We start from the raw sequence: 18,394 nt of genomic DNA on the forward strand, positions 1-18,394 counted from the left end.
CAAAAGTGACAGATAGCAAAACGCCCCACTAGGGGGCGTTTTGAGTGGTTATCCACAGTGTAAATCAGGCAGCTGCTTTGGTAGCCGCTTCGATCTTACGAGTGATGTACCACTGTTGTGCGATCGACAGGCAGTTGTTCACTACCCAGTACAGCACCAGACCGGCCGGGAACCACAGGAAGAAGAAGGTGAAGATGATTGGCATCATTTTCATGACCTTCGCTTGCATCGGATCCGGAGGAGTCGGGTTCAGCTGCTGCTGGATGAACATGGTTGCGCCCATGATGATCGGCAGAATGAAGAACGGATCCTTGATCGACAGGTCAGTGATCCACAGCATGAACGGCGCTTGACGCATTTCAACGCTTTCCAGCAGAACCCAGTACAAGGACAGGAAAACCGGCATCTGCACGAGGATTGGCAAGCAACCACCCAGCGGATTGATCTTCTCTTTCTTGTACAGCTCCATCATGGCTTGCGACATTTTCTGCCGGTCGTCGCCATGTTGCTCTTTCAGCGCGGCCAGTTTCGGTGCCACTGCACGCATGCGCGCCATGGATTTGTAGCTGGCAGCCGACAGCGGGAAGAAGATCCCTTTGATCAGCATGGTCAGGAAGATGATCGACCAGCCCCAGTTACCCACAAGGGCGTGGATATGTTGCAACAACCAGAAGATCGGTTGAGCGATGAACCACAGAATGCCGTAGTCGACAGTCAGTTCCAGACCTGGGGACAACTCTTTCAGCACAGCTTGGCTTTTCGGACCGGCGTACAGAATCGCGCTGGTTTCAGCCTTGGCACCCGGTGCAACGGTCAACGAAGGACCGGTGTAACCGATGATGTAATTGCCTTTGCTGTCTTTACGGGTCTGGACGACATTGTTTTCGCCCTTTTCCGGAATCCATGCGGTCACGAAGTAGTGTTGCAGCCAGGCAACCCAACCACCGGTGACGGTTTCTTTCAGCGCGGCCTTGTCCATGTCCTTCATGGACACTTTCTTGTACGGCTCCGAACTTGTCCACAAGGCGGCGCCCAGGTAAGTCGCGGTGCCGGTCGCCGTGCTGGAAGAAGGATCGGAGCTGGCGTCACGCTTCAATTGCGCGAACATCGCACCGGACCAGGGCTGAGCGCTCTGGTTGTCGATCAAGTAGGAAACGGTTACATCATACAAACCACGTTTCAGAGTGAAACGCTTGATGTAGTTGACGCCGTCCTTGCTGAACTTCAGGTCCACGACCAATTGGTCCTGACCGTCAGCCAGTTGATAAATCTTCTTCTCCGAGGAGTAAACCGGACGACCGGCAGGACTTGCGTCCGGGCCGTTGGTGCCGATCAAGCCACTCTGAGCCAGATAAGTGCGCTCGTTGCCATTGTCGAACAACTGGAACGGAATTTCCGGATGGTCTTGGCGACGTGGATACAGCGGCAGTTTCAGCTGTGCGACATCACCACCTTGTGGATCGATGGCCAGATCGAGCACATCCGTTTTGATCTGGATGAGGTCGGTGCTCGCCGCTACCGGAGTTTCGGCAGGTGCGCTGGTATCGTTTGCGGCGTGTGGAATGTCGTCACTGACGGACGCTTTATTGCCAGTTGCCGTATCCGGGAGGCCCGGGGCGGTCGTACTGGAAGCAACATTCTGAGTCGGCAAGGCAGCCTGGCCATAGTCCTGGTTCCATTTAAGAACCATAACGTAGGACACGATTGCCAGGGCGACGATCAGGATCGTGCGTTTGATATCCATGATTACTCGGCCATCGAAGAAGAACGGGAGGTAGGGATAGGTGGAACCGGGTCATAACCACCGGGATTCCACGGATGACAGCGACCTAAACGACGAAAGGTCAGCCAGCCACCGCGTAGAAGGCCATGATTTTCGATGGCTTCCAACGCGTAGCAGGAACAACTGGGGTAGAAACGACAGTGACTGGCCATCAGGGGACTAATGGCATAGCGGTAAAACTGGATCGGAACGAGTGCCAGTTTACGCATCAGGACTGTCTACCCCTACAGTTTCGGTTTTGACTGCTGGTACCGGCGTGCTGCGTGCCAGACGCTTCCAGAGTTTGCCGAAATGCTGAATCAATTCGGGGTTTTCTACGTCCCCCAAACCTTTGCGCGCGACGATAACAATGTCCCAGCCGACCAGTAAATCCTGGTTCAGGCGAAACGATTCGCGCATCAGACGTTTGAGGCGATTGCGCTCGACGGAGAGCTTTACGCTCTTTTTCCCGATAACCAACCCGAGACGGGGGTGATCAAGATCGTTGTTGCGCGCAAGGAGCAGGAGATTTTTCCCCGGAACCTTGCCGGTAGGGGAGTCAAAGACTGCCTTGAAATGCCGGGGGGTAAGCAGACGCTTTTCCCGACTGAAGTCCTGACTCACCTCCAGTGCCGGCTTATCAAACTGCCAGACGCGCACGACCTTTGGCGCGACGACGCGACAGAACGGCACGACCGTTCTTGGTAGCCATGCGAGCACGGAAACCGTGGGTACGAGCGCGTTTGATAGTGCTTGGTTGGAAAGTACGTTTCATTGTCGTGTTACCTGGTTCGTCCACAACGGGCCGGAATGGCCCCCGTTTTAAGAGACCGGGGATTCTAGAGAAAGCAAGCCTCTAGGTCAATTTCCAACCAACGTTTCCTTATAAATAGATCTCGGGACGGTTTGGCCGGGCACCGGTCATTCGCTAAATATAAAAATAAAGAAGGAAAGTATTTAAAGCTTTTCTGTAAAGCTTATAAAAGCTAGGGACGCGCTCCTCTGTGGATAAGTAGATCTAGGCCTTTGATTACGTGATGTACAGAGAATGACAACTACAGTGGAAAACCGTGTTAAGCCTGTGCTGCGCTGTCGGAAAACCTGTGTGTGAAAGGTCGGTTTATCCACAGGCAGGTTATCCACCGAGTTTCACCCCCAGTTGTGCAATGAGCTTAGCCACGGTTATCCACAGAGCTTATGCACAGACCATTGGTCGTCTTTTTTGCGTATAAAACGTTGATTCTTCTTGGCCGATGAACCACCTACGTGTGGATAAGTCAGCGTCTGGTCGCTACAATGGCCGCTTGTTTTTGCCTCACCGGCTTTCAACTTAGGGGATATCCGTGTCAGTGGAACTTTGGCAGCAGTGCGTAGAGCTTTTGCGCGATGAGCTGCCTGCCCAACAATTCAACACTTGGATCCGTCCACTACAGGTCGAAGCCGAAGGCGACGAGTTGCGTGTCTACGCGCCCAATCGTTTTGTCCTGGACTGGGTCAACGAGAAGTACCTGGGCCGCGTCCTGGAATTGCTTGATGAACATGGCAATGGGGTGCCGCCAGCGCTTTCCTTATTAATAGGCAGCAAACGCAGCTCAGCGCCGCGTGCTGCGCCGAATGCTCCGTTGGCCGCTGCTGCGGCTGCGTCCCAGATTCAGGCAACTTCGGCACCGGTCAGTGCACCGGCGCAAGCATCGGTCGCCGCACCCGGCAAGCGCGCAACGCAAAAAGTCGCAGAGGTCATTGAAGAAGAGCCGTCGCGAGACAGTTTCGACCCTATGGCTGGCGCCAGCTCGCAACAGGCTCCGGTTCGCTCCGAACAACGCACCGTGCAGGTAGAAGGCGCGCTCAAGCACACCAGCTATCTGAACCGCACCTTTACGTTCGAAAACTTCGTCGAGGGCAAGTCCAACCAACTGGCCCGGGCGGCGGCCTGGCAAGTGGCGGACAACCCGAAGCACGGTTACAACCCGCTCTTCCTTTATGGTGGCGTGGGTCTGGGTAAAACCCACTTGATGCATGCTGTGGGTAACCACCTATTAAAGAAGAACCCGAACGCCAAGGTTGTGTACCTGCATTCCGAGCGCTTTGTGGCCGACATGGTCAAGGCCTTGCAGCTGAACGCGATCAACGAGTTCAAGCGTTTCTACCGTTCGGTAGACGCCTTGCTCATCGATGACATTCAGTTCTTCGCCCGCAAGGAACGTTCCCAGGAGGAGTTTTTCCACACCTTCAACGCCCTGCTTGAAGGTGGCCAGCAAGTCATTCTCACCAGTGACCGCTATCCGAAAGAAATCGAAGGCCTCGAAGAGCGCCTGAAATCCCGCTTCGGTTGGGGCCTGACGGTAGCCGTCGAGCCGCCGGAGCTGGAGACCCGTGTCGCGATCCTGATGAAGAAGGCCGACCAGGCCAAAGTCGACCTGCCCCATGACGCGGCGTTCTTCATTGCCCAGCGCATTCGCTCCAACGTCCGTGAACTGGAAGGCGCGCTCAAACGCGTGATCGCCCACTCGCACTTCATGGGCCGCGACATCACCATCGAATTGATTCGCGAATCCCTGAAAGATCTGTTGGCGCTGCAAGATAAACTGGTCTCTGTGGATAACATTCAGCGCACCGTCGCCGAGTACTACAAGATCAAGATCTCCGATTTGCTGTCCAAACGCCGTTCGCGTTCGGTCGCCCGTCCGCGTCAGGTCGCCATGGCATTGTCCAAGGAATTGACCAACCACAGCTTGCCGGAAATCGGCGACGTGTTTGGCGGACGAGACCACACGACGGTTTTGCACGCCTGCCGCAAGATCAATGAACTTAAGGAATCCGACGCGGACATCCGCGAGGACTACAAGAACCTGCTGCGTACACTGACCACTTGATGCACACCAGCGCAGCTTATTAAGGCAAGGGACTAGACCATGCATTTCACCATTCAACGCGAAGCCCTGTTGAAACCCCTGCAACTGGTCGCAGGCGTCGTCGAGCGCCGACAGACCTTGCCGGTGCTCTCCAACGTGCTGCTGGTTGTCGAAGGCCAGCAATTGTCGCTGACCGGTACCGACCTGGAAGTCGAGCTGGTCGGTCGTGTTCAGCTCGAAGAGCCTGCCGAGCCGGGTTCCATCACTGTGCCTGCGCGCAAACTGATGGACATCTGCAAAAGCTTGCCGGGCGATGCGCTGATCGACATCAAGGTCGATGAGCAAAAGCTCGTCGTGAAGGCTGGCCGTAGCCGCTTCACCCTGTCGACCCTGCCGGCCAATGATTTCCCGACGGTAGAAGAAGGCCCAGGCTCGCTGACTTGCAGCCTCGAGCAAAGCAAGTTGCGCCGTTTGATCGAGCGCACCAGCTTCGCCATGGCTCAGCAGGACGTGCGTTACTACCTCAACGGCATGTTGCTGGAAGTCTCTGCCGGGATCATCCGTGCCGTGGCCACCGACGGTCACCGCTTGGCGATGTGTTCCATGCAGGCCGATATCGGTCAGCCGGATCGCCACCAGGTCATCGTGCCGCGCAAAGGCATTCTCGAGCTGGCACGTCTGCTGACCGAACCGGATGGCAACGTCAGCATCGTGCTGGGTCAGCACCATATCCGCGCCACCACCGGCGAATTCACCTTCACTTCGAAACTGGTAGACGGCAAATTCCCGGACTACGAGCGCGTTCTGCCGAAGGGCGGTGACAAGCTGGTACTCGGCGACCGTCAGGCGTTGCGCGAAGCCTTCAGCCGTACTGCGATTCTATCCAACGAGAAGTACCGTGGTATCCGCCTGCAACTGGCCAATGGTCAGCTGAAGATCCAGGCGAACAACCCGGAGCAGGAAGAAGCGGAAGAAGAAGTGGGTGTTGAATACAACGGCGGCTCCCTGGAAATCGGCTTCAACGTGAGCTACCTGCTCGACGTGCTGGGCGTGATGACCACCGAGCAGGTTCGCCTGATCCTGTCCGACTCCAACAGCAGTGCGCTGGTGCAAGAGTCCGACAACGACGATTCGGCTTACGTTGTCATGCCGATGCGTCTGTAATCATGCTCAGCAGAAGCTAGATGTCCTTAAGTCGCGTCTCGGTCACCGCGGTGCGCAATCTGCACCCGGTGACCTTCTCCCCTTCCCCCCGAATTAACATTCTTTACGGCGCCAACGGCAGCGGCAAAACCAGTGTTCTGGAAGCCATCCATCTGCTGGGGCTTGCCCGTTCGTTTCGCAGCACCCGCCTGTTGCCGGTCATTCAGTACGAGCAATTGGCATGCACGGTGTTTGGCCAGGTTGAGTTGGCGGAGGGTGGGCACAGCGCACTCGGTATTTCGCGAGACCGTCAAGGGGAGTTCCAAATCCGCATTGACGGGCAAAACGCCCGTAGCGCCGCGCAGTTAGCGGAAATCCTGCCACTGCAGCTTATCAACCCCGACAGCTTTCGCTTGCTGGAGGGCGCGCCGAAAATTCGCCGGCAGTTCCTCGACTGGGGTGTGTTCCACGTGGAACCACGCTTCATGTCGACATGGCAGCGCTTGCAGAAGGCCCTGCGCCAGAGAAACTCTTGGCTGCGGCATGGTACACTTGACGCCGTTTCGCAAGCGGTTTGGGACAGGGAACTGTGCCAGGCCAGCGCTGAAATCGATGAATACCGCCGCGCTTATATCAAAGCCTTGAAGCCAGTCTTTGAACAGACCTTGAGCGAACTGGTTGAGCTTGAGGGCTTAACGCTCAGCTATTACCGAGGTTGGGACAAAGACCGTGAGTTGAGCGCTGTGCTCGCCGGGTCCCTTCAGCGGGATCAGCAAATGGGTCATACCCAGGCCGGGCCACAACGTGCTGATTTGCGCCTCAGATTGGGCGCACACAATGCCGCGGATATCTTGTCTCGTGGGCAGCAGAAGTTAGTGGTCTGCGCATTGAGGATTGCCCAGGGGCACTTGGTAAGCCAGGCCCGACGCGGTCAGTGTATTTATCTGGTGGATGACTTGCCGTCCGAACTGGACGAGCAACATCGCCGTGCGCTTTGCCGCTTGCTGGAAGACTTACGCTGCCAGGTGTTTATCACCTGTGTAGATCACGAATTATTGAGGGAAGGCTGGCAGACGGAAACGCCAGTCGCTCTGTTCCACGTGGAACAGGGCCGTATCACCCAGACCCACGACCATCGGGAGTGAAGGCATTGAGCGAAGAAAATACGTACGACTCAACGAGCATTAAAGTGCTGAAAGGCCTGGATGCCGTACGCAAACGTCCCGGTATGTACATTGGTGACACCGACGATGGCAGCGGTCTGCACCACATGGTGTTCGAAGTGGTCGATAACTCGATCGACGAAGCTCTCGCCGGCCACTGCGACGACATCAGCATCATCATTCACCCGGATGAATCCATCACCGTTCGCGACAACGGCCGTGGCATCCCGGTAGACGTGCACAAAGAAGAAGGCGTTTCGGCAGCCGAGGTCATCATGACCGTGCTGCACGCCGGCGGTAAGTTCGACGATAACTCCTACAAAGTATCCGGCGGTCTGCACGGTGTAGGTGTGTCGGTGGTGAACGCACTGTCAAAAGAACTGGTCCTGACCGTTCGCCGTAGCGGCAAAATCTGGGAACAGACCTACGTCCACGGTGTTCCACAAGAACCGATGAAAATCGTTGGTGAGAGTGAAACCACCGGCACCCAGATTCACTTCAAGCCATCGGCCGAGACGTTCAAGAACATCCACTTCAGCTGGGACATCCTGGCCAAGCGGATTCGTGAACTGTCCTTCCTCAACTCCGGTGTTGGCATCGTCCTTAAGGATGAGCGCAGCGGTAAGGAAGAGTTGTTCAAATACGAAGGCGGCCTGCGTGCGTTCGTTGAATACCTGAATACCAACAAGACTGCGGTCAACCAGGTGTTCCACTTCAACATTCAGCGTGAAGACGGCATCGGCGTGGAAATCGCCCTGCAGTGGAACGACAGCTTCAACGAGAACCTGTTGTGCTTCACCAACAACATTCCGCAGCGCGATGGTGGTACTCACCTGGTGGGTTTCCGTTCCGCCCTGACGCGTAACTTGAACACCTACATTGAAGCTGAAGGCCTGGCGAAGAAACACAAGGTCGCGACCACCGGTGACGACGCCCGTGAAGGCCTGACCGCGATCATTTCGGTAAAAGTGCCGGATCCCAAGTTCAGCTCCCAGACGAAAGACAAGCTGGTTTCTTCCGAAGTGAAGACCGCGGTCGAACAGGAAATGGGTAAGTACTTCTCGGACTTCCTGCTGGAAAACCCGAACGAAGCCAAGCTGGTTGTCGGCAAGATGATCGACGCGGCCCGTGCCCGTGAAGCGGCGCGCAAGGCCCGTGAGATGACTCGCCGTAAAGGCGCGCTGGATATCGCTGGCCTGCCGGGCAAACTGGCTGACTGCCAGGAAAAAGACCCTGCCCTGTCCGAACTGTACCTCGTGGAAGGTGACTCTGCTGGCGGCTCCGCCAAGCAGGGACGCAACCGCCGGACCCAGGCTATCCTGCCGTTGAAGGGCAAGATTCTGAACGTCGAGAAGGCGCGCTTCGACAAGATGATCTCTTCGCAAGAAGTGGGCACTTTGATCACCGCGCTGGGCTGTGGCATCGGCCGCGACGAGTACAACATCGACAAGCTGCGTTACCACAACATCATCATCATGACCGATGCTGACGTCGACGGTTCACACATCCGTACCCTGCTGCTGACCTTCTTTTTCCGCCAGTTACCGGAGCTGATCGAGCGCGGCTACATCTACATCGCCCAGCCGCCGCTGTACAAAGTGAAGAAGGGCAAGCAAGAGCAATACATTAAAGACGACGACGCGATGGAAGAGTACATGACGCAGTCGGCCCTGGAAGATGCGAGTCTGCACCTGAACGAAGAGGCTCCGGGCATCTCCGGTGAAGCGCTTGAGCGTCTGGTGAATGACTTCCGTCTGGTGATGAAGACCCTCAAGCGTCTGTCACGCCTGTACCCACAGGAACTGACCGAGCACTTCATCTACCTGCCAGCGGTGAGCATGGAGCAACTGTCCGACCATGCAGCGATGCAGGATTGGATGGCTCAGTTCGAAGTACGTCTACGCACCGTTGAGAAGTCCGGTCTGGTTTACAAGGCCAGCCTGCGCGAAGACCGTGAGCGTAACGTCTGGCTGCCAGAAGTCGAGCTGATCTCTCACGGCCTGTCGAACTACATCACCTTCAACCGTGACTTCTTCGGCAGCAACGATTACAAGACTGTTGTGTCGTTGGGCGCTCAATTGAGCACTTTGCTGGATGAGGGCGCGTACATCCAGCGTGGCGAACGCAAGAAGCCGGTGACCGAGTTCAAGGAAGCCCTTGAATGGCTGATGGCTGAAAGCACCAAGCGTCACACCATCCAGCGATACAAAGGTCTGGGTGAGATGAATCCGGACCAGCTGTGGGAAACCACCATGGACCCAAGCCAGCGCCGGATGCTCAAAGTGACTATCGAAGACGCCATTGGCGCAGACCAGATCTTCAACACCCTGATGGGTGATGCGGTCGAACCTCGCCGTGACTTCATCGAAAGCAACGCCCTGGCGGTTTCCAACCTGGATTTCTGATTCAGGCCTCCCGCCAAAATGAAAAGGCCAACGTCATGCGTTGGCCTTTTTTATGGTTCTTCACGGAATCCCGGGAAACACAGAAACAAGAACGCCGATTTGGTTGATGATGTTCGTGCGAGCAAACACATCTAACAAACCGGCGTTCTTATGCGCGATATTAATACTTTCCTTCCTTTTTGGGAGGGCTTTTCTGTCGTCACGATCAAGCCTGATGGCGACGCACTACAAATCGATCTGATCCCCCATGCCACCCGATTCCCTTCCTGCGGCGGCTGCCTAAAACCCTGTTCAACTACGCATGAGTATTGCGAGCGCGTCGTTCGTGATTTACCCATCCTTGGCCGGGCCGTGCGCCTCAACGTTTTGCTCAGGCGGGTTGGCTGTCGTGACTGTGGCAAACGCATGGAGGCCGTCAGTTGGCTGGATCGCTATGCTCGCATGACGCGCCGCTTGGCCGAGGCGGTCATTCAGGCCTGCGAACGCCTTCCAACCCTGCACGTGGCTCAGATGTTCGGCCTACATTGGGACACTGTTAGGTTGCTGGAGCGTCGAGCCTTGCAAACGATGTTGAACGCTCTGCCTAAGGCGCAACCGCGACGTTTGGTGATGGATGAGTTTGCGTTGTTCAAAGGACATCGTTACGCCAGCGTGGTGCTGGACGCCGATACCCGACGCGTGCTGTGGATTGGTGAAGGCCGCAGCCGTGCGGCGGTCAGGCCATTCTTCGAAGAGCTGGGGGCCGAGGGTTGCGCCCGAATCGAAGCGGTCGCGATGGACATGAACACCGCTTTTGACCTGGAGGTTCGCCAGCACTGTCCAAAAGCGCGAGTGGTCTATGACCTCTTCCATGTCGTGGCCAAGTATGGCCGAGAAGTGATCGATCGGGTTCGCGTCGATGAAGCCAATCGGCTGCGTCATGACAGGCCGGCTCGCAAGATCATCAAGCAATCGCGATGGCTGTTGCTGCGCAATCCGCAGAACCTGAAAACGCCGGAGCAACAGGTCCATTTACAGGAACTGTTGGCGGCCAACCAATCGCTGATGACGGTCTATTTGATGAAGGCTGAACTCAAAACGCTCTGGACGCCGAGCACCGCCTGGGACTGGAGATCAGCCTGGAAACAATGGCTGCGCCACGCACATGAAAGCGAAATACCTGCTTTGATCCAGTTCGCTAAACGGCTAAAGATTTACTGGCGGGGCATCGTGAGCCGGGTTCGCTGGCCGATGCATACGGGCCAACTGGAAGGAATAAACAATCGAATAAAGGTCATCAAGCGGATGGCGTACGGTTACCGGGATAGCGAATTCTTTTTCATGAAGATCAAGAGCGTCTTTCCCGGTAATCCGTGAAGAACCTTTTTTATTGCCGATAGATTAACAATCTACAGCCCTATTCAATTGTTGCAGCGACACTCTCCAACCGATACCCATATCCATAGATGGTCAGCAACTGCCAGCCACGGTCGGCGGTCAAACCCAGCTTATTGCGTAACCGGTAGATGTGGGTATCCAGAGGACGGGAAGAGACCATCTCTTCATGAGTCCAGAACCGTTGATAAAGATATTCGCGGGACAACGGCCGGCCCAGATTGGTGAACAGGCAGCGAGCAAGACGGTATTCCCGTTCTGTCATCACGATGGGGCTGCCGGCGCGATTGACGGTGAGCTCGGCATCGTCGAACACCAGGTCGTTGAAACTCAGCACTTCGGTTGCTGCGCTGCGTTGTTGACTGTGTCGGCGCAACACCGCAGCGACACGCGCTTTCAACTCATTGGGACGGAAGGGTTTGCTGACATAGTCATCGGCTCCGGCATTCAAGGCCTGAACGATGTCGTTTTCGCCATCGCGGCTGGTGAGCATGATGGCTGGGGGTGGGACCTCCATGTGTTCGCGGGTCCAGCGCAAGAGTTCCATCCCGGTGAGGTCCGGCAGCTGCCAGTCGAGGATCAACAGGTCGAAGGTGTTCCGGCGCAGCTCCCGCAACAGGTCCTCTCCCCTCTCAAAGCTGTGCAGGGACCAGTCATCTTCCTCAGGCTGGCTCATCTGATGAAGAGTCTGTTCCACCCGGCGCAATTCAGCCGGTTCGTCGTCCAGTATCGCAACACGCATGTGCAGTGATTCCTTGGGTTCAGGGAGCATTCCACTATGACTAGACAATAGCGACTCGCAGGGGAGAGTCAAAGCAAGCGGCTCGCCGTTGGTCACGTCCGCTATGATTCTTCTCATCCATGTCCTCCTCAGACCAGTGGCCTATGAAACCATTCACCCTTCTCAGCCCTTTCCATGAATAGCCCGCGTTCCCACGAAAGTCGCGAACCGAGTCAGGTTCAGGGATTGTTTCGGCAATTGGTGCGCGAATGGCTGTGGATAAGCCTGGTGCTGCTGCCATTGACCGCGCTGTTGTCCTATCGCACGCAAATTAACCTGCGCGACGCAACGCCAAGCCTGAGCGCAGCGCTTTCGGTGCTGATGGTGATTTTCGTACTTGGGTTATTGCTATGGCGTCCGCGTCTGGCGCTTTGGGTGACCTTGCTGGGCATGGCTGCGGCGTTACTGACCAGCTTCGGGCTGGCAGAGACGCGAAGGTGGTGGTCACCCACACCCGCTGTGCTGGGCATACTGTTTGGATACTTGATCTGGAACTGGCGACGACTGAGCGTAGTTTTGACCTATTTCGGATGGGAACTGGCGCGCCTGGACAGCGAGCCGAAAGTATTTCCCGAGCGTCGCCGTGCACAGTTTTCCGGCGCCGACCACTTGCAGGGACAAATCATGGCCCTTGAGCAAGCCTTGAGTCGCACCCGTGACACCCGACGTTTTATCGCCGATGGTCTGGAATACCTACCGGTCGCTACTCTGATCAGTGATCCACGGGGCCGTATTCTGTTGGGCAACCGCAACGCACGGGAGCTGTTCGGCAGCGATCTGGTCGGTGCCGATGTGCTTGATCAGTTGGCGCAACTCGGTTATCCACATTTTTCCGGCGATTCAGCCCCACAGTTATCCACCCTGCCACTGCTGGAGTTTCGCGATCAGAAGGAGCGCAGCCTGCGTTTGGAGCGCGCGGCATTGCTGCCAGTGGATGGCGAGATGCCGATTGGTTGGCTGTTTAGCCTGACTGATCTGAGTGCCGAACGCGTCGCCGAAGAACAACGTGGTGTTTTACTGCGCTTTCTTTCCCATGACCTGCGGGCGCCGCATTCGGCGATTCTGGCCTTGCTCGATGTGCATCGCCATCAAGTGGGGGGCGATACGCAACTGTTCGACCAGATAGAACGACAAGTACGTCGCGCGCTGGACCTGACCGATGGCTTCGTCCAACTGGCGAAAGCCGAGTCCGAGGCATATGAGTTCCAGCCGAGTTTGTTTGCGATGTTGGTGCTGGACGTATTGGATCAGGCATTGCCGATTGCCCAGCAGAAGCAGATCGAATTGCTTCAGCAGATTGATGAGCAAGCGCAGGAAAGCATGATCCTGGCAGATCAGGCCTTACTGACCCGGGCATTGTTCAATCTGCTGGAGAACGCGATCAAGTACAGCGCCAGGGGCACTCGAGTCCGTTTGCAGATCAAGTGCAGCGAGGGATGGCTGATCTGCGAACTGAACGATGAGGGCAAGGGCATCGCCGCAGAGGAATTACCCGCGCTGTTCACTCAGTACCGGCGCTTTTCCTCGGCCCAAGGCATTGATGGCGTGGGTCTGGGGCTGTCGATGGTCAAGGCCGTGATGGATCGCCATGGCGCAAGAATCGAGTGCCGGAGCGTGGTGGGAAAAGGCACGTGTTTCAGTTTGTACTTCCCGTTGTTACTAGAGTGAAACAGCGTGATCACGGGCATAAAAAAACCGGCTATATCCACCGGTTTTTTTGCGCCCGAAAAAAACTTATGCACGTTTTCAGGGTTTTTATCAGTTTAAGAAATATCTATGTAAATCATAATGTTAAGAAATAATTACGCCGTTTTTACACTAAACGGTACACAGGTTATCCACAGAATCTCAGACAGCCACCTGATCGTTGGAAACCGGCGATTGCGGCGCTGGTGGCAGCGAGCCCATTTCCCGTTGCATCTGCTCGTTCCAGGCCTGGACCCGATCGTTCAGATCGGCGATTGCGCGCGGTCCGCTACCTTCGGCATACATCGGTGCACCGATGATTACGGTGATGACGCCCTGCTTTTTCGCCCAACCGGTTTTCGGCCAGAACTTGCCGGCATTGTGTGCAACCGGCAGGACCGGTAGCTCGGCATTGACCGCCAATGCGGTTCCGCCTCGGGAAAACTTGCCGATAGTGCCATAAGGAACACGCGTGCCTTCAGGAAAAATCAGCACCCAAACGTTGTCTTTAAGCAGTTCATCGCCCTTCTTTGCCACATGTTTGAGTGCCGCTTTCGGGTTGTCGCGGTCGATGGCGATCGGTCGCAGCATGGCCATGGCCCAGCCAAAGAACGGTACAAACAGCAATGAGCGCTTGAGCACCTGGCTCAAAGGCTCGAAGTACGCCGAGAGGAAGAACGTTTCCCAGGTGCTTTGGTGGTTCGACTGAATCACGCAAGGCCGATCCGGTACATTCTCGGCGCCCTTCACTTCGTAGCGGATACCGAGGAACACCTTGCTCAGCCACAAGGCGCAACGGCACCAGTAGACGTTGATGAAGCGATAACGCGCCTTGAACGGCAGAAAGGGCGCGATAAAAAAACTCAGGCTGCACCACAGCAGGGAGCTGGTGCCCAGCAGCAGGTAAAAAAGAAAGGTCCTGATGGCCTGCAGTATCGACATGGCGACGTTTACCGTTACGGTTCAAGCGCACTCCCGAACATTCCTTGGTCAGGATTTCGAAAGAGCTCTAATTGTGGATAAGTTCTGCGGCAATCGCCGCCAGATCGTCGAAAATCAATGTGCCTACCGGAAGGGTCTTGCCCAAAGTCTTTTCGCCTTTCCCGGTCTTTACCAAAACTGGCTGAGAATCGACGGCTTTGGCGGCTTCCAGGTCACCGAGACTGTCGCCGACGAACCATAGATTAGTCAGCGACACGTTGTAATGAGCGGCGATGTTTTTCAACATCCCGGGTTTTGGCTTGCGGCAATCGCAGTCATCGTCCGGCCCGTGCGGGCAGTAGACGATCAGGCCGACTGCACCACCCTGCTCTGCCACCAGTGAGCGCAGGCGCTCGTGCATGGCGTCCAGAGTGGCGATGTCGTAATAACCGCGAGCGATGCCCGACTGGTTGGTAGCGACCGCTACCGTCCAGCCGGCCTTGCTCAACTGCGCGATGGCTTCGATCGAACCGGGAAGTGGAATCCACTCCTCCACCGACTTGATGTAAGCGTCGGAGTCGTAATTGATCACTCCGTCCCGATCGAGAATCAGCAGTTTCAAACAGTCTTACCCCAGCAACGAAATATCGGCGACGCCGAGGAACAGCCCACGCAGACGCGCCAGCAAGGCGTAACGGTTGGCGCGGACCTTGGCATCTTCCGCATTGACCATCACGGCTTCGAAGAACGCATCCACCGGCTCGCGCAGGGCGGCCAGGCGCGCCAGCGATTCGCTGTACTGACGTGCTGCAGCCATCGGCTGGACGGCCTGGTCTGCCTGCTGGATCGCCGAGTACAGGGAGAACTCGTTGGCATTGTCGAAGTACTTGGCTTCCACGACCGTAGGCACCGAGCCTTCGACCTTGCTCAGCAGGTTCGACACACGCTTGTTCACGGCGGCCAGGGCAGCGGCTTCCGGCAACTTGCGGAACGCTTCTACCGCTTGCACGCGCTGGTCGAAGTCCAGGGCTGAACCCGGCTTCAGGGCACGTACCGACAGATAGGTCGCCACATCGACGCCTTCGTCTTCGTAACGGGCACGCAGACGGTCGAAGATGAATTCCAGCACCGAGTCGTTCAGGCCGGCAGCCTTGACCTTGGCACCGAACGCAGCGACGGCGAAAGCCACGGCGTCGTTCAGGTCCAGATCGAGTTGTTTCTCGATCAGGATGCGCAGCACGCCAAGTGCTGCACGGCGCAGGGCGTACGGGTCTTTGCTGCCGGTTGGCAGCATGCCGATGCCGAAGATGCCGACCAGGGTGTCGAGCTTGTCGGCAATGGCCACGGCCGCACCGGTCAGGGTGGACGGCAGTTCAGCGCCGGCACCGCGCGGCATGTACTGCTCGTTCAGCGCCAGTGCGACGTCTTCCGGCTCGCCATCGTTGAGGGCGTAATAGTAACCGGCGACACCTTGCATCTCCGGGAACTCACCGACCATTTCGGTCGCCAGGTCGCACTTGGACAGCAGGCCAGCGCGAGCAGCCCACGAAGCGTTGCCGCCGATGCGCGCGGCGATGTAGGCGGCCAGTTTGGAAACACGTTCGGCCTTGTCGTAGACGCTGCCGAGTTTTTCCTGGAACACCACGTTTTGCAGGCGCAGGTTGAAGTCTTCGAGTTTCTGCTTCTTGTCTTGCTTGAAGAAGAACTCGGCGTCGGTCAGGCGTGGGCGAACCACTTTCTCATTACCGGCGATGATTTGCTGCGGGTCTTTGCTTTCGATGTTGGCCACGGTAATGAAACGTGGCAGCAACTTGCCGTCGGCATCCAGCAGGCAGAAGTACTTCTGGTTGTCCTGCATGGTGGTGATGAGGGCTTCTTGCGGCACGTCGAGGAAGCGTTCCTCGAACGAGCACACCAGCGGCACTGGCCATTCGACCAGCGCAGTCACTTCGTCGAGCAGGGCCGGCGGCACGATCGCGGTGCCTTCCTGGCGGGTCGCCAGTTCTTCGGTGCGCTTGCTGATGATTTCGCGACGCTCGTTGGCATCGGCCAGTACATAAGCGGCACGCAGATCAGACAGGTAGCTCGACGGCGAACCGATGCGCACGTTTTCCGGATGATGGAAGCGGTGACCACGGGAATCGCGACCGGCCTTCTGGGCGAGGATGGTGCAGTCGACGACCTGGTCACCGAGCAGCATGACCAGCCACTGGGTCGGACGCACGAACTCTTCCTTGCGAGCGCCCCAACGCATGCGTTTCGGGATCGGCAGGTCGTTCAGCGAATCTTCGACGATGGTCGGCAGCAGGCTTGCGGTCGGCTTGCCGGCGATGCTTTGGCTGTAGCGCAGTTTCGGGCCGCTCTGATCGATTTCGCTCAGGTCGACGCCGCATTTCTTGGCAAAGCCCAGTGCCGCTTGGGTCGGGTTGCCTTCGGCATCGAATGCCGCCTGACGTGGCGGGCCATCGAGGTTGATGCTGCGATCCGGCTGCTGGGTGGCCAGCGAGGTGATCAGCACGGCCAGACGGCGCGGCGCGGCATACACGGTTTTGGTCTCGTAGTTCAGGCCGGCAGCTTGCAGGCCCTTGTCGATACCGGCGAGGAACGCCTCGGCCAGAGTATTCAGGGCCTTGGGTGGCAGTTCTTCAGTGCCCAGTTCAACCAGAAAATCCAGAGCACTCATTGTGCAGCCTCCAGCTTGGCCAGTACTTCGTCACGCAGGTCCGGGGTCGCCATCGGGAAGCCCAGCTTGGCGCGAGCCAGCAGGTAGGCTTGCGCAACGGAACGCGCGAGGGTGCGCACACGCAGGATGTATTGCTGACGCGCAGTCACGGAAATCGCCCGGCGCGCATCCAGCAGGTTGAAGGTGTGGGAGGCCTTCAACACCATTTCGTAGCTCGGCAACGGCAGCGGCTGGTCGAGTTCGATCAGGCGTTTGGCTTCGCTTTCATAGAAATCGAACAGCTCGAACAGCTTCTCGACGTTGGCGTGTTCGAAGTTGTAAGTGGACTGCTCCACTTCGTTCTGGTGGAACACGTCGCCGTAGGTCACTTTGCCGAACGGACCGTCAGCCCAGACCAGGTCGTAGACCGAGTCCACGCCTTGCAGGTACATGGCCAGACGCTCAAGACCGTAGGTGATCTCGCCGGTCACCGGGTAGCACTCGATGCCGCCCGCTTGCTGGAAGTAGGTGAACTGCGTCACTTCCATGCCGTTGAGCCAGACTTCCCAGCCCAGACCCCAGGCGCCGAGGGTCGGCGATTCCCAGTTGTCTTCGACGAAGCGGATGTCGTGGACCAGCGGGTCCAGGCCGACATGCTTGAGGGAGCCCAGGTACAGTTCCTGGAAGTTGTCCGGGTTTGGCTTGAGCACTACCTGGAATTGGTAGTAATGCTGCAGGCGGTTCGGGTTTTCGCCGTAGCGGCCGTCAGTTGGACGACGGCTTGGTTGCACGTAGGCGGCGTTCCAGGTTTCCGGGCCAATGGCGCGCAGGAATGTAGCAGTGTGGAAAGTGCCGGCGCCTACTTCCATATCGTAGGGCTGAAGTACCACACAACCTTGCTCGGCCCAGTATTGCTGGAGGGCGAGGATCAAGTCTTGGAAGGTACGCACGGCTGGCGTAGGCTGGCTCACGAAATTCACCTGTTTCTTGGGCTGCGATTTAAAGAGCGGGAGTATACCCGATTCATTGCTGCGCACGCCCCCTGGAGCCTTATGCCACGCTGCTTTTGGTGTTCCGAAGATCCGTTGTACATGGCTTATCACGATCAGGAGTGGGGCACGCCGCTACGCGATGCGCAGGGTTTGTTCGAGTTGCTTTTGCTCGAAGGGTTCCAGGCCGGCCTTTCCTGGATCACTGTGCTGCGCAAACGTGAGCATTATCGTCAGGTGATGTTTGGCTTCGACGTGCAGCGCGTGGCGCAGATGAGCGATGCGGAAATCGATGAATTGATGCTCGATCCGGGCATCATCCGCAACCGCCTCAAGCTCAACGCCGCCCGCCGCAACGCCCAGGCCTGGCTGGCGCTGGAGGACCCGGTGGCGTTTCTCTGGTCCTTCGTCGGCGGTACGCCCGTGATAAATCATTTCAAGGATCGCAGCGAAGTCCCGGCCGTCACGCCGACCGCCGTGGAGATGAGCAAAGGTTTGAAAGAGGCCGGCTTCACTTTCGTCGGCCCGACCATTTGCTACGCGCTGATGCAGGCTTCGGGCATGGTCATGGACCACACCCGGGATTGCGACCGCTACGCGCAGCTGGCGAACGGCGGTTAGAATGGCCGGTTCACGCACAGCACAAGATCAGGAGT

Annotated in this window: 16 protein-coding genes; 7 read left to right on the plus strand and 9 right to left on the minus strand. The window is 57.1% G+C overall.

Annotation, left to right across the window (positions count from 1 at the left end; all coding sequences use genetic code 11):
* Positions 1–64: 64 nt before the first annotated feature.
* From yidC to rpmH, 4 genes are read right to left on the minus strand one after another with little or no spacing between them, the layout of a single operon-like run.
* Entirely contained in the window at positions 65–1,744 is a 1,680-nt protein-coding gene (yidC, locus tag V6Z53_RS02280; RefSeq protein WP_338583961.1) for a membrane protein insertase YidC, read from the minus strand.
* A 2-nt stretch (positions 1,745–1,746) separates the two neighbouring features.
* A complete protein-coding gene (gene yidD / locus V6Z53_RS02285; protein WP_010207715.1) occupies positions 1,747–1,992 on the minus strand; it encodes a membrane protein insertion efficiency factor YidD in 246 nt (81 codons plus the stop codon).
* A complete protein-coding gene (gene rnpA / locus V6Z53_RS02290; protein WP_197677877.1) occupies positions 1,985–2,386 on the minus strand; it encodes a ribonuclease P protein component in 402 nt (133 codons plus the stop codon). Before rnpA ends, yidD begins: the two co-directional genes overlap by 8 nt.
* Before the next feature lie 16 nt (positions 2,387–2,402).
* Positions 2,403–2,537 (minus strand): 50S ribosomal protein L34, encoded by a 135-nt coding sequence (gene rpmH / locus V6Z53_RS02295; protein ID WP_003213577.1) that lies wholly within the window; start codon positions 2,535–2,537, stop codon positions 2,403–2,405.
* 568 nt (positions 2,538–3,105) lie between these two features.
* Between rpmH and dnaA the strand changes: the two genes are divergently transcribed.
* The 5 genes from dnaA (at position 3,106) to V6Z53_RS02320 (ending at position 10,681) form a co-directional block, all read left to right on the plus strand.
* A complete protein-coding gene (gene dnaA / locus V6Z53_RS02300) occupies positions 3,106–4,635 on the plus strand; it encodes a chromosomal replication initiator protein DnaA (protein WP_338583962.1) in 1,530 nt (509 codons plus the stop codon).
* A gap of 39 nt (positions 4,636–4,674) precedes the next feature.
* Positions 4,675–5,778 carry a DNA polymerase III subunit beta gene (gene dnaN, locus V6Z53_RS02305; RefSeq protein ID WP_338583963.1) on the plus strand — a complete coding sequence of 368 codons (1,104 nt, stop codon included), beginning with the start codon at positions 4,675–4,677 and terminating at the stop codon, positions 5,776–5,778.
* A 20-nt stretch (positions 5,779–5,798) separates the two neighbouring features.
* Entirely contained in the window at positions 5,799–6,902 is a 1,104-nt protein-coding gene (gene recF, locus V6Z53_RS02310; protein ID WP_008064628.1) for a DNA replication/repair protein RecF, read from the plus strand.
* Positions 6,903–6,907: 5 nt separating this feature from the next.
* Positions 6,908–9,325 carry a DNA topoisomerase (ATP-hydrolyzing) subunit B gene (gene gyrB / locus V6Z53_RS02315; protein WP_223489412.1) on the plus strand — a complete coding sequence of 806 codons (2,418 nt, stop codon included), beginning with the start codon at positions 6,908–6,910 and terminating at the stop codon, positions 9,323–9,325.
* A 150-nt stretch (positions 9,326–9,475) separates the two neighbouring features.
* Positions 9,476–10,681 (plus strand): ISL3 family transposase, encoded by a 1,206-nt coding sequence (locus tag V6Z53_RS02320; protein WP_338583964.1) that lies wholly within the window; start codon positions 9,476–9,478, stop codon positions 10,679–10,681.
* Positions 10,682–10,721: 40 nt separating this feature from the next.
* Here V6Z53_RS02320 and V6Z53_RS02325 read toward each other — a convergent pair whose 3' ends face one another.
* A complete protein-coding gene (locus tag V6Z53_RS02325) occupies positions 10,722–11,441 on the minus strand; it encodes a response regulator transcription factor (protein ID WP_338583965.1) in 720 nt (239 codons plus the stop codon).
* Positions 11,442–11,615: 174 nt separating this feature from the next.
* Here V6Z53_RS02325 and V6Z53_RS02330 point away from each other — a divergent pair, with 174 nt between their 5' ends.
* Entirely contained in the window at positions 11,616–13,148 is a 1,533-nt protein-coding gene (locus V6Z53_RS02330) for a HAMP domain-containing sensor histidine kinase (protein WP_338583966.1), read from the plus strand.
* A gap of 180 nt (positions 13,149–13,328) precedes the next feature.
* On the opposite strand, the gene V6Z53_RS02335 is transcribed toward V6Z53_RS02330, so the two are convergent.
* The 4 genes from V6Z53_RS02335 to glyQ all read right to left on the minus strand — a co-directional run bounded on the left by V6Z53_RS02335 (position 13,329) and on the right by glyQ (position 17,720).
* Complete coding sequence (locus V6Z53_RS02335) at positions 13,329–14,108, minus strand: lysophospholipid acyltransferase family protein (RefSeq protein WP_338583967.1); 780 nt, start codon at positions 14,106–14,108, stop codon at positions 13,329–13,331.
* Between the two features lie 67 nt (positions 14,109–14,175).
* Positions 14,176–14,709: a D-glycero-beta-D-manno-heptose 1,7-bisphosphate 7-phosphatase gene (gmhB, locus tag V6Z53_RS02340; RefSeq protein WP_338583968.1), complete on the minus strand. Its 534-nt coding sequence runs from the start codon at positions 14,707–14,709 to the stop codon at positions 14,176–14,178.
* A gap of 6 nt (positions 14,710–14,715) precedes the next feature.
* Positions 14,716–16,770 carry a glycine--tRNA ligase subunit beta gene (gene glyS, locus V6Z53_RS02345; protein WP_338583969.1) on the minus strand — a complete coding sequence of 685 codons (2,055 nt, stop codon included), beginning with the start codon at positions 16,768–16,770 and terminating at the stop codon, positions 14,716–14,718.
* Positions 16,767–17,720, minus strand: coding sequence for a glycine--tRNA ligase subunit alpha (glyQ, locus tag V6Z53_RS02350; protein ID WP_003213601.1), 954 nt, complete (start codon positions 17,718–17,720; stop codon positions 16,767–16,769). The genes glyS and glyQ overlap by 4 nt, the downstream gene beginning before the upstream one ends.
* An 81-nt stretch (positions 17,721–17,801) precedes the next feature.
* On the opposite strand from glyQ, the gene tag reads away from it, so the two are divergent.
* Positions 17,802–18,359 carry a DNA-3-methyladenine glycosylase I gene (tag, locus tag V6Z53_RS02355; protein WP_338583970.1) on the plus strand — a complete coding sequence of 186 codons (558 nt, stop codon included), beginning with the start codon at positions 17,802–17,804 and terminating at the stop codon, positions 18,357–18,359.
* The last annotated feature ends 35 nt before the right edge of the window (positions 18,360–18,394 follow it).

Origin of the sequence: Pseudomonas sp. MAG733B (assembly GCF_036884845.1) — a bacterium.
Lineage (GTDB): Bacteria > Pseudomonadota > Gammaproteobacteria > Pseudomonadales > Pseudomonadaceae > Aquipseudomonas.